Here is a 12,218-nt window from a genome sequence, read left to right on the forward strand (position 1 = left end):
CCGCGCAGGTCGGTCAGGCCACGCGGAACTGCTCGTCGCGGGCGTCGCTGAGGAACATCTGTCCCGGTGCGTGGGTGAGGGCGAACGGCGGGCGGGAGGCCATGACCGCGGCCTGCGGGGTCACCCCGCAGGCCCAGAACACCGGGATGTCGTCCGGCTCGAGGTCCACCGGGTCGCCGAAGTCCGGGCGGCCGAGGTCGTCGACGCCCAGCCCGGAGGGGTCGCCGCAGTGCACGGGCCCGCCGTGCACCGCCGGCAGCAGACTGCTCTCCCGGATCGCCGCGGAGAGGTGCGCCGGCGGCACCGGCCGCATGGACACCACCATCGGCCCGCGCAGCCGCCCCGCCGGACGGCACTGCCAACTCGTCACGTACATGGGAACGTTGCGGCCCTGCTCGACGTGCCGGACCGGAACGCCCGCCGCCGTAAGCGCCCACTCGAACGTGAAGCTGCAGCCGATCAGGAACGACACCAGGTCACCGCGCCAGTGCGCCCGCACGTCCGTCGGCTCGTCCACCAGCTCGCCGTGTTCCCACACGCGGTAGCGCGGCAGATCGGTGCGCAGGTCCGCGTCCGGGGCGAGGACGGTGGTCGTGGACCCGGCGTCGGTGACGTCCAGGACCGGACAGGGCTTGGGGTTGCGCTGGCAGAACAGCAGCATGTCGTACGCCCAGTCGGCGGGCACCGAGATCAGGTTGGCCTGCGTGTGCCCCGCGGCCACGCCGGCCGTGGGGCCCGCCAGCCCCTCCCGGAAGCGGGCGCGCGCCGATCGCGGGCTCCACGCGTGTGCCTGCCCGTCGACCAGCGCCACGGGGCGGTCGTCCACGGCGGTCGGCGTGCGGTCGTCGGTGTGGCTCACTCCAGTTCCTTCCCGCGGGTCTCCGGCAGCCCCAGCAGCGCCAGCGCCGCGATGCCGTAACCGATCGCGCCGAAGACCAGCGCCCCGCCCACGCCCCAGCTGTCGGCGAGGAAGCCGACCGTCGTGGGGAAGACGGCGCCCACGGCGCGTCCGGTGTTGTACGTGAAGCCCTGCCCCGTACCGCGCACCGCCGTCGGGTACAGCTCGCTCAGGTAGGAGCCGAAGCCGCTGAAGATCGCCGACATGCAGAACCCGAGCGGGAAACCGAGCACGAGGATCACGGTGTTGGCGCCGTTCGGGATGTTCGTGTACGCCAGGATGCAGATCGCGGACAGCAGCGCGAACAGCCAGATGTTGCGCCGCCGGCCCAGCCGGTCGGTGAGGTAGCCGCCGGTGAGGTAGCCGACGAAGGCACCCGAGATCAGGAACGTCAGATAGCCGCCGGTGCCGACGACCGACAGGTCGCGCTCGGTCTTCAGATAGGTCGGCACCCAGGTGGCGAGGGTGTAGTAGCCGCCCTGGACGCCCGTGGAGAGCAGCACGGCGAAGAGCGTGGTGCGCAGCAGGCCCGGCGATCCCGGCCGGTCCGGCCGGAAGATCGCCGCGAACGAGCCCTTCTGCGCGCTCTTCTCCCGCGCGGCGGCCGCCCCGGGCGCGTCCCGCACGCTGCGCCGCACCCACACCACGAGCAGCGCCGGCAGCGCGCCGGTCCAGAACATCACGCGCCAGGCCAGGTCGTCGTCGGCCAGCGAGAAGATCATCGTGTACACGATCACCGCCAGCGCCCAGCCCACGGCCCAGGAGCTCTGGACCGCGCCGAGGGTGCGGCCGCGGTGCCGGGCGCTCGCGTACTCGGCGACCAGGATCGCGCCGACCGCCCACTCACCGCCGAAGCCGAGGCCCTGCAGCGCGCGGAACACCAGCAGCGTCTCGTAGTTGGGCGCGAAGCCGCAGGCCACGGTGAACACCGCGTACGTGATCACGGTCAGCAGCAGCGCCCTGACCCGGCCGACGCGGTCCGCCAGCACGCCGGCGAGGGCGCCGCCGACCGCGGAGACCACCAGGGTGACGGTCGTGAGCAGGCCGGTCTGACCGCTGTTCAGACCGAAGTACGCCGACAGCGCGACCATCGTCAGCGGCAGCGTGAAGTAGTCGTACGAGTCCAGGGCATAGCCGCCGAACGCGCCGCCGAAGGCGCGTCGGCCGCGCGGTCCCAGCGTGTGCAGCCAGCCGAACGCCCCGTCGTCGGGGGCGCGTTCGGGCGGTGCGGGGCGTGGGGTGTCGGTCAGGGTCCGCGGTGGAGGGGGCGTGCTCATGGGCACCTCGCAGAAGGAGGACGAAGGGTGCGGGAAGGAGTGAGCCGTGCCACTGCCCAGCAAGGTAGGGGATCGTTGAACGATCCTTCAATACCCGTGTTGTCTCGTTCTTCCGCGTGCGATTGAATTCCGGCATGGCAGAGCAGATGGGCGGACTGGCCGGCGACCGTGCCCTGTTGGGCCGTACCAGCACCGCCGAGCGAGTCGCGGACATCCTCAGGAGCCGTATCGCCGAGGGCTACTTCCCGCCCGGGACGCGGCTGTCGGAGGACAGCATCGGCGGTGCGCTCGGCGTCTCCCGCAACACGCTGCGCGAGGCGTTCCGGCTGCTCACGCACGAACGGCTGCTCGTCCACGAGCTGAACCGGGGCGTGTTCGTCCGGGTGCTGACCGTCGAGGACGTCGAGGACATCTACCGCACCCGCCGGCTCGTCGAGTGCGCCGTCGTGCGCGGGCTCGGCGACCCGCCCTACGCGCTCGACGCGCTCGCCGAGGTGGTGGAACAGGGGCGCGCGGCGGCGCGCGAAGGTGACTGGAAAGGAGTGGGTACGGCCAATATCCACTTCCACCGGGAGCTGGTGGCCCTCGCCGCCAGCGAGCGCACGGACGAGCTGATGCGCAGCGTCTTCGCCGAACTGCGGCTCGCCTTCCACGTCGTGGACGAGCCGCAACGACTGCATGAACCGTACATCGCCCGTAATGTCGGGATTCTTCAGGCGCTTCAGGACGGGGATCGCGACAAGGCCGAGACACTGCTGGCGGCCTACCTCGAGGTCTCGCTGGAGCGGGTCGTCGAGGTGTACCGGCGGCGCGTCGGCGAGGACGGCCAGGAGGGCCGGCCGGTGGTGTGACGACCGTCGCGCCGGGGCGCAACACGGTCGTTTGGGTCGTTGTCAGACCGAGGACCTAGTCTGTGCACCGTGACTTCGCCTGCATCGACGGACAGCGTTCCGCCCCAGCTCAGCGCGGGGCCGCGGCCCGCGCCGGGCCCGGCCGCCGACGAGGGCCTGGCGCGGCGGCTGCGCGCGCTCGCGTGCACCGCGCCGCTGCACGACCTCGACGCGCGCAAGGCCAACCTCGCCGGTGAGTACTCGGTGTACGGCATGGCGGAGATCGCCCTCGCGGCCATCGACCTCGTCACCCTGAACATGGACTTCGACACGGGCGCCGACCACGACCAGATAGTCGCCCGGATCGTCCCGCGCATCGCCGCCCAGGCCCCGCGCCGCCCCGCCGCCGAGCACGAGCGGGTGGCCCGCTGGGTCCTGGAGAACCTGATCAACGTCGGCAGCGTCGACCGCGGCTTCCGCGCGGTGTACGGCGTGTTCGGCGCGGACGGCACCTATGTGCGCCGCGACTACGACTTCAAGCTGATCGAGGAGGTCCCCGGCCCCGGCGGCACGGTGTACCTGCGAACCACCGACGAGGCCGTCAACGTCCTGGTCGGCGCCCTGGACACCGACGTCACCAGCGCGCAGATCGCCGCCGAGGTCAAGCTGGAGGTGCTGATCAGCCGGGGCAGGCTCGCCGACGCCCAGCTCGCCGCCGAGCAGGCCCGCTACCGGACCGTGCAGTACTCCGAGACCCTGCGCCGGGCCCTGGACGCCACCCGCCGCAACGTCCGCGCGGTGGACTGGCTGAGGGCCGTGCCCGACATGATCGCCGAGGCCCTCGACCACGTGGCGGACCGCTACCGCCACGAGAACGCGATCCTCACCAACATCCGCAAGGCCCGCGACGAGTCCGAGGACCCCGAGCACAAGCGCCGGGCGGCCGAGCTGGTGGACATCGTCAAGGACTGCATCCGGCGCCACACGCAGCTGCAGTCCCGGCTGCTGGAGGCCGGCCCGCTGTTCCGCGCCGAACAGGACCGGCAGGCCTTCGCCACCCCCACGTCGGCCTCGGGCACCGACCTCTACGGCCACCTCCTCGCGCCCCTGCTGCCGCTGCCCGTGGAGCGGGCGGCCCGGGTCACCGACGCCTTCTTCGCCCACGGCACCGGACTGCGCACCCCGGTCTCCGTCCGGGTCGCCGACCTCGTCGAGATCCTGCTGACACCACCCGTGGAGCGGGAACACCTCGGCGCCGAGATGCCCGAGCCCGACCTGATCGCCACGCCCGACGACAGCCGCTTCAGCGAGGAGCAGCTGGCGGCCGCCACGGAACTGCTGGACCTGCCGGCCGACGCACCGCGCCGGCTGTCGGGGCTGCTCGCCGAGGCCCGCCGCAAGGACCCCGAACTGCCCTACCTGGTCGCCCTGCTGGCCATCCACGCCGCCAGCCCCCCGGTCGGCACCGCCTACCGCCAGGGCGAGCGGAAGCTGCTGTTCGCCGTGGACGACGGAACCGACCTCGACGACCCCGAGTTCGGCGGCGCCGACCTCATCGTCGGCACGGCCCTGCTGGACGCGGCGGGGATGGCCGCGGACCGGTCGGAGGCGGCATGACGGAGCAAGCAGTCCGTACCGAGGTGTCCCAGAACAAGGAGTCCCGACCGTGACCGAGCACGTCGAGTGGAGTGAGCCGGAGGCCGTGGCCGCACCGGCGGGCGCCCCCGTCACACCCGCCGACGCCGCCGACGCCGCGCGGCTCGTCGCCTTCGGCCTCCAGCCCAAGCTCCAGCCCGCCCGCGACCAGGAGTACGCCGACCTGCTGCGCCGCTACCGCGAGGACCCGCCGTTCGCGCGGCTCGCCGACGCCGTGGCCACCGGCCTCGGACTGATCGTGCTGGAGGTCTCCCCGCGCGCCGGCATGGCCGTCACCGCCGCCGAGGACTCCGTCTTCGCCGTCCGCATGGGCGACTACGCGCGCCGCACCTCCGCCGACGGCGGCGACCGGTTCCTGCACGGACTCGCCCACCTCGCCGTCGCCGCCATGGCCTTCCCGCGCCCCGAGGACCTCGCCGACGACGGCTACATCGGGCGCGTCACGGTCAACGGCGTCGACGCCTTCGTCCGCCAGGCCTGCCACCGGCTGGAGGAGCGGGCCGCGGAGCAGGGCGAGAACACCGACCCGGCCAGCGACGCCCCCGGCCTGGAGGCCGCGTGGCGGATCTGGGCCAGGCGCAGCTCGACCGGCGCCACCAAGGACGCACGCCGGCTCGCGGGCTCCACCACGGGCATCGTCGCCAAGGCCGTCGGCTTCCTCACCGACTCCGGCTTCCTGCAGCGCACCGGTGACGACAACGGCGGCACGTACCGCACCACGGCCCGCTACCAGCTCCAGGTCCGCGACATGGCGGGTGCCGCCGCCATGGCCGAGCTGCTGGAGCTGGGCGTCGTCCCGGTCACCGACGGCACGCCCACCCTGCTGCCGCCCGAGGACGGCGACGACCTGGAGCTGGTCGCCGATGCCGGCCTGCCGTTCCACTCCGCCTGAACCCCCGTTTCACGAAGCCTCACGAGAGTCCGCCATGTACGAGCTGTCCCGGGTCCGCCTCTACTCCATCGGGCCGGCCGGTGCGCGCTACGCCGACACCGTGCTCGACCTGCGCGGTGTCGGCGGGGTCGTGCCGGACCCCGCTCCGACGCAGGCGGAGTTCTTCGAGGAGGAGCCCGTCGGCCCGCCGCGCAGGCCCGCCCCCGCCGGGGTGCTCTTCCTGGAGAACGGCGGCGGCAAGTCGGTCCTGCTGAAGCTGATCTTCTCCGTGATGCTCCCGGGCCACCGCAACACCCTCGGCGGCGCCAGCTCCGGCGTGCTGCGCAAGTTCCTGCTCGCCGACGACTGCGGCCACGTGGCTCTGGAGTGGCAGCACGTGCAGACCGGCGAGTGCGTCGTCGTCGGCAAGGTCAGCGAGTGGCGGGGCCGCCAGGTCTCCAACGACCCGAGGAAGTTCGCCGAGGCCTGGTACTCCTTCCGTCCCGGCCCCGGCCTCAGCCTGGACAACCTCCCCGTCGCCGAGTCCACGGCCGTACGGCCGCCCGTCGAGGGCCAGTCGGGCGCGCGGGGACGCCGCCGCACCATGAAGGGCTTCCGGGACGCCCTCACGGAGGCCGGCAAGAACTACCCGCACCTGGAAGTGCACTGGGAGGAGATCCACGAGCGCTGGACCGAACACCTCGGCGACCTGGGACTCGACCCCGAACTCTTCCGCTACCAGCGGGAGATGAACGCCGACGAGGGCGAGGCCGCCGGTCTCTTCGCGGTCAAGAAGGACTCCGACTTCACCGACCTGCTGCTGCGCGCCGTCACCGACACCCGGGACACCGACGGACTCGCCGACCTGGTCGGCGGCTTCGGCAACAAGCTGGGCCGGCGCGCCGAGCTGATCGCCGAACGGGACTTCACCGCCGGGTCCGTCGACCTGCTGGGCCGGATCGTCGAGGCCGCCGAGGCCCGCACCCGCGCGCGGGAGATCCACACCGCCGCCGAGCGCCGCACCCGCACCCTGGCCCGCCGGCTCTCCGCGCGCGGCGCCCGGGAACGCGTCCGCGCGGCCGACCTGGCCGGGCGGGTCACCGCCGCCGCGTACGCCGTCACCCACGCCGAGACGGCACGCGAGCACAGCGCGCTGATCTCCGCCGAACTCGCCTACCGGCACGCCTCCCTGGCGCTCGCCGCCGCCGAGAAGTCCGCCGCCGCCCAGAAACGCGAGCTCGCCGACGCGCGTACCCTGTACTCCGCCTGGCAGGCCGCCGAGGCCGTACTGCGCCACCGCGCCGCAGCCGACCGCGTCGCCCGTGTCTCCGCCGCGATCCAGGAGGCCGAGCGGGACGCCGCCCCCGCGCTGGCCGCGCGCGCCAAGGCCGCCGTCGACCTGGTACGCGCCCTGCACGCGGCCGCGCAGAACGCCGAGGACCTCGCCAACGAGGAGGAGGAGCGGTCCGCCGCCCTCCAGGAGGTCAGCGACGGCGCCTACCGCGACTCCACCGCCGCCGCCACCGAGGCGCAGCGGGCCCGCAGCGAGGTCGGGCACCTGCGGCAGCGGCTCACCGAGGTCGAGCAGGAGACCGCCGAGGCCGTGCGGGCGGGCTGGCTCGACGACAGCGCCCCGGACGCCGACCCCGCCAGGGCCGCCCTCGCGGCCAGTGACGCCGAGAAGACGGCGGTCGCCGCCTGGGACACCGCCCGCGAGGCGGCCCGCCGGGCCACCGAGCACGCGCGGGAGGCGGCCGCCGCCGAGAGCCGCGCGGAACTCACCGCGGCCCGCGCGGCGGACGCGGCCACGGCGGCCGAGCGCGCCCACGAGGGCGAGCGCCGCACGGCCGAAGCCCTCGCCGCCGAACAACGGCTGGCGGAACTGCTGAGCCTGCCGGGAGCCGCCGGCCGGCGGCGGGCCGGTGTGCCGGGACAGCGCACGGACACGGACCGCGCCGCGGGCGCTTCCGAGGCCGGGCCTTCCTCCGGCGAAGGCGCCCTGACCGCCGAGGAACTCGACCGGTTCGCCGACGAGCTGCGCGAACTGCTCGACGACGCCGTCTCCTCCGCCGAACGGCAGCTGTTCGACCTGCGGACCGCCGCCGCGGACGACGCCCGCATCCTCGGTGCCCTCGGCGACGGCGGGCTGCTGCCGCCCGGCCCGGACGTGCTGGCGACGGTCGAGTTCCTCGGCGAGCACGGCATCCCGGCACTCCCGGGGTGGCGCTACCTCGCCCAGGCCGTCGACCCCGCCGACCACGCGCGCGTGCTGGCCGCCCGCCCCGAGCTGGTCGACGGCGTCATCATCACCGACCCGGACTCCCACCTCCGCGCCCGCGAGGCGCTGAGCGACGCCGCCCTGCTGCCCCGCTCCACCGTCGCCGTCGGCACCGCCGCCGCCCTGCTCGCCCCCACCCCCGCGCCGGACGCGGACACCGGGGACGTCTTCCTCGTACCGCCGAACCCGGCCATGCACGACGAGCACGCCGCCGACGAGGAACGGCAGGCACTGCGCGCGCGGGCGACCGAGCGGGACGAGGAGATCCGCGCGCTCGCCGCCCGGCTCGGCAAGGACCGGGAGCTGGCCGCGCGGCTCGCCTCCTGGCGCACCGGTTGCCCCGCCGGGCGGCTCACGGAGCTGGCCGGTACGGCCCACGAGGCGCGGGCGTTCGCCGAGGAGTCCGAGGCCGAGCTGACCGAGGCGCGCACCGTGCGGGCGGAGGCCGAGGAGGCCGCCGCCGAAGCCGTCGGTGTCCGTGACGAGCGGCAGGAAGCCGCGCAGAAGGCCCGGCGCGCGGCCGACGCCCTCGCCGGACTCGCCTTCCGGCTGCGTGAACGGGCCGGCTGGCAGGTCAAGCTGCGCGAACTCGCCGACGACGCGACCGAGGCGGAGGCCCGCGCCCAGACCTGCCTGGAACGGGCGCGCGCCGCCGACGAGGACCGGCGCGGCGCCCAGCGGGCCGCCGACGACGCCCGGCGCACCGCACGTGCGCTGCGCGCCGAGCGCGCCGAGATCGCGGGCGCCCCCGACGACGTGCCCGAGGACGGCACCGGAGCGCCGCAGGCGTCCCTGCCCGCCCTGCGCGAGGCCTACCGCGCCGCGTCCCAGGTGTACGAGAAGGTCGGCGTCGGCGCCGATCTGCGCGCCGAACAGGCCCGCGCGGAGAGCGACGAGAGCGCCGCCCGGGCCGAACTGGACCGGCTCAGCAACAAGGTCCGCACCCGCGCCGAGCAGCTGCTCCAGTCGCCCGACGGCTCCGACGGACCCAGCCGGCAGGCCGCCGCCGCCCGTGCGGAGGAGCTGGTGCAGCTCCTGGAGACCCGCATGTCCAGCGCGAGCGAGCAGCTCGGACGACTGCGCGGCGAGGCCGAACGGCTCGCGCCCGAGGACGGCGAGGCGCACACCGAACTCCCCGAGGAACTGGTGCCGCGCGACGCCGAGCACGCACAGACCCTCCTGCGCACCGCGACCACCGAACTCGCCTCCCGCAGCGAGGCCTTGAGCCAGGCACGGGAGGCCCACGCCGAACTGCTCGACGCACACCGCGCCGCCGAGGACGCGGCCGGCGGCTTCGACGAGATCTCCGCCATGCTCCGCGACCTGCTCCGCGAACACGCCCCCGAGGAGGAGCAGGAGCAGCCCGAGCCCTACCCGGGCGGTCTGGACGAGGCCCGGCAGTCCGCCGCCGAGTCCCGCCGCTCGCTGCGCGGCTGCGCCGCCGACCTGTCCGCCGCCGAGTCCGCCGTGCGCGAAGCGAGTGACATCCTCGTCCGGCACGCCAACTCCACGCGCTACGAGCAGGTCCGCACGCCCGCGCGCCAGCAGATCCGCGAGCTGCCCGCCTCCGCGCTGCCCGAGCACGCCCAGAAGTGGGCGGACGCCTTCGCGCCCCGGCTGCGGGTCCTCACCGACGAGCTGGAGCAGCTGGAACGCAACCGCGATTCGATCGTGGACCGGCTGCGGGGCCTGGTCGAGTCCGCCCTCGCCACCCTCCGCTCCGCCCAGCGGCTGTCCCGGCTGCCGGAAGGCCTCGGCGAGTGGTCCGGACAGGAGTTCCTGCGCATCCGCTTCGAGGAACCCGACCAGGCCACCCTCACCGAGCGGCTCGGCGAGGTCGTCGACGAGGCGACCCGGGCGGCCGTGAAGAAGAACTCCGACCTGCGGCGCGACGGCATGTCCCTGCTGTTGCGCGGGGTCGCCGCCGCGCTCCAGCCGAAGGGGGTCGCCGTCGAGATCCTCAAGCCCGACGCGGTACTGCGCGCCGAACGCGTACCCGTCGGTCAGATGGGTGACGTGTTCTCCGGCGGCCAGTTGCTCACCGCGGCCATCGCCCTGTACTGCACGATGGCCGCGCTGCGCTCCAACGACCGCGGCCGGGACAAGCACCGCCACGCCGGCACGCTGTTCCTGGACAACCCCATCGGCCGCGCCAACGCGACCTACCTCTTGGAGCTCCAGCGCGCGGTCGCCGACGCGCTCGGCGTCCAGCTCCTGTACACCACCGGTCTGTTCGACACGACGGCGCTCGCGGAGTTCCCGCTGGTCATCCGGCTGCGGAACGACGCCGACCTGCGGGCCGGCCTGAAGTACATCAGTGTGGAGGAACACCTCCGGCCGGGACTTCCCCAGCAGGACCCGGCCGAGGAGGCGCACAGCGAGATCACGGCGACCCGCATGTTCAAGCGGCCGGCGACGACGAGCGGCTGATCAGGCGTCACCCCGGACGAGGCTCAGAAGCCGTAGCCCATGCGCCGGGACAGCCCGGCCGCCGCCGTCGCGGTCCGGCTGCCCAGCTCGGGCAGCAGGTCCGCACGCAGCCGGTACACCGGCCCCGAGACGCTGATCGCCGCGATCACCGTGCCGTCGTGCGAGCGGACCGGTGCCGCGACGGCCGCGAGTCCCAGCTCCAGCTCCTCGAGCGTGGCGGCGTATCCGTGCTCGACCACCGTCTCCAGCTCACCGCGCAGCTCCGCCGCCGTGGTGATCGTCCGCTCCGTGAACCGGCGCAGCGGGCGTGCGAGGTGGCCCTCACGGACCGCGGGTGGCAGGTGGGCCAGGAACACCTTGCCACCGGCGGTGGCGTGCAGCGGGGTGCGCCTGCCGAGCCAGTTCTGCGCGGTGACCGACGCCGTGCCCCGGGCCTGCATGATGTTGACGGCGGCGTCGTCGTCCAGCACCGCTACGTTCACCGTCTCGCCCAGCTCGTCGGCGAGCTCCCGGCACACCGGAACGCCCTCCTGCGAGATGTCCAACCGCACGGCGGCCGCCCCCGCGAGGCGCAGCACGCCGGCACCCAGGTGGTACTTGCCGCGGTCCTTCGTCTGGGTCACAAGACCGCGGTTCTCCAGGACGCCGAGCAGCCGGAAGGCTGTGGACTTGTGCACGCCCAGTTCGTCGGCGATCTCCGTGACACCCGCCTCGCCGTGCCGCGCCAGGATCTCCAGCACGCTCACCGCACGGTCCACCGACTGCACGGCACTCGTCGTGCCCCTTCCGTGCCCCCCGGGCTGTTTCCGCTCGCCGGTCATGGCTCGGCTCTCACCATCTGTCGGCCCGGTGCGGGCCGATGCCGGCCGCCCTCGCTGCGATGGTCACCCGCCCGGGAACTGTTGCGCGTAGCGCCTGCACATGTGGCACACGCAACATCAGCCTACCGAGAGTCCGTGTTCCGGTGGGTGTGCCGTCAGGGGTGCGACAGCTGCCCGGCTCCCCGCCGGCGTATTCGAGCCTGCGCCCGCTGGGCGGTCCGCTGCTGACGGCGAGCGCGGCGCCGCTCGCGCCGCAGGGCCCGCGCGGTGCTGCTGGGCGCGGACACCACGCCATTGCGCTGATTCCAGACCTGGCGGGTCACCCAGACGTCCAGGACCCCCCAGGTCGCGAGGATCGTGCTGACGACGCTGCTGATGACCATGGGGAATGCCAGCCAGGACCCGGCCAGCGTGCACAGGAAGGCCACCATGGCCTGAATCAACGTCACCGCGATGACGAGCACTGCCCGCACGGCCGACGTCCGTACCGGGTCCGGCAACCGGCGCCGCCGGGCCGGCTCCTCGACCCACAGCGGCCGGTAGGAGGTCCTACCGCTGAAGCCGCCGGACTCGCCGTTCCCCCCTCCGGTCTCCCGCGCCGCAGCGCCGTCGCGGCCCTCGTGCGCCGCTCCGCGCACGGTCGACGCGGCGCCGCGTCCGCCGGCCGTCCCGTGCCCGGACGCGGCTGTACCGGGTCCGGGAGCCCCGGCCTCCGGCCGCGTCGTCACCTGCGCCGCCGCGCCCTCCTCGGGCGCCTCGCGCCGCTCCGCCGTGCCCATCAACGTGTCACTCCCCACCGCCAGCAGACCGCTCAGCCATGTTCGAAGACCTGGTTCTCCAGTGGCTGCCCGGCTTGCGCTGTTCTACGCCGCCCAGGTGCGGGACACGGCTCTTGCGGCCGATTCCGCCCCCATTTCCCACAGAGAAGGACGAACGGCACGTCGCGAAGATTCCCGACCGGGAAAGAAATCGGCCAACCATCCCCGCGCGTCCGGGGGATCGGTCCGGGGGCCGCACCCCCGATTCCGGGAGGCAATCTCCCCCAATGCCCGGACAACTCGCCATCTCCCGCCCCCGGCGCGGAACTACAGCTTCCGGACGGCTCTTCGAGTTCACCCCGGGGCGGTAGTAGGCTCGCGCCGTTTGTTGACGCACAT

Annotated in this window: 8 protein-coding genes; 4 read left to right on the forward strand and 4 right to left on the reverse strand. The window is 73.9% G+C overall.

Annotated features, from left to right (window positions below; translation table 11 throughout):
* Positions 1-13 precede the first annotated feature (13 nt).
* Both AB0A94_RS21005 and AB0A94_RS21010 read right to left on the reverse strand, forming a co-directional pair.
* Positions 14-859 carry a putative hydro-lyase gene (locus AB0A94_RS21005; RefSeq protein ID WP_361746345.1) on the reverse strand — a complete coding sequence of 282 codons (846 nt, stop codon included), beginning with the start codon at positions 857-859 and terminating at the stop codon, positions 14-16.
* Entirely contained in the window at positions 856-2,175 is a 1,320-nt protein-coding gene (locus tag AB0A94_RS21010) for an MFS transporter (RefSeq protein WP_361746347.1), read from the reverse strand. Before AB0A94_RS21010 ends, AB0A94_RS21005 begins: the two co-directional genes overlap by 4 nt.
* A gap of 134 nt (positions 2,176-2,309) precedes the next feature.
* On the opposite strand from AB0A94_RS21010, the gene AB0A94_RS21015 reads away from it, so the two are divergent.
* The 4 genes from AB0A94_RS21015 to AB0A94_RS21030 all read left to right on the forward strand — a co-directional run bounded on the left by AB0A94_RS21015 (position 2,310) and on the right by AB0A94_RS21030 (position 10,240).
* Complete coding sequence (locus AB0A94_RS21015) at positions 2,310-3,026, forward strand: GntR family transcriptional regulator (RefSeq protein WP_361746349.1); 717 nt, start codon at positions 2,310-2,312, stop codon at positions 3,024-3,026.
* Positions 3,027-3,095: 69 nt separating this feature from the next.
* A complete protein-coding gene (locus AB0A94_RS21020) occupies positions 3,096-4,622 on the forward strand; it encodes a hypothetical protein (RefSeq protein WP_361746351.1) in 1,527 nt (508 codons plus the stop codon).
* A gap of 49 nt (positions 4,623-4,671) precedes the next feature.
* A complete protein-coding gene (locus AB0A94_RS21025; RefSeq protein WP_361746353.1) occupies positions 4,672-5,553 on the forward strand; it encodes a hypothetical protein in 882 nt (293 codons plus the stop codon).
* 34 nt (positions 5,554-5,587) lie between these two features.
* Positions 5,588-10,240 (forward strand): hypothetical protein, encoded by a 4,653-nt coding sequence (locus AB0A94_RS21030; protein ID WP_361746355.1) that lies wholly within the window; start codon positions 5,588-5,590, stop codon positions 10,238-10,240.
* A gap of 23 nt (positions 10,241-10,263) precedes the next feature.
* Here AB0A94_RS21030 and AB0A94_RS21035 read toward each other — a convergent pair whose 3' ends face one another.
* Entirely contained in the window at positions 10,264-11,007 is a 744-nt protein-coding gene (locus tag AB0A94_RS21035; protein WP_361746358.1) for an IclR family transcriptional regulator, read from the reverse strand.
* Positions 11,008-11,216: 209 nt separating this feature from the next.
* Entirely contained in the window at positions 11,217-11,840 is a 624-nt protein-coding gene (locus AB0A94_RS21040; protein ID WP_361746360.1) for a hypothetical protein, read from the reverse strand.
* Positions 11,841-12,218: the final 378 nt, after the last annotated feature.

Origin of the sequence: Streptomyces sp. NPDC044984 (assembly GCF_040646935.1) — a bacterium.
Taxonomy (GTDB): Bacteria; Actinomycetota; Actinomycetes; order Streptomycetales; family Streptomycetaceae; genus Streptomyces.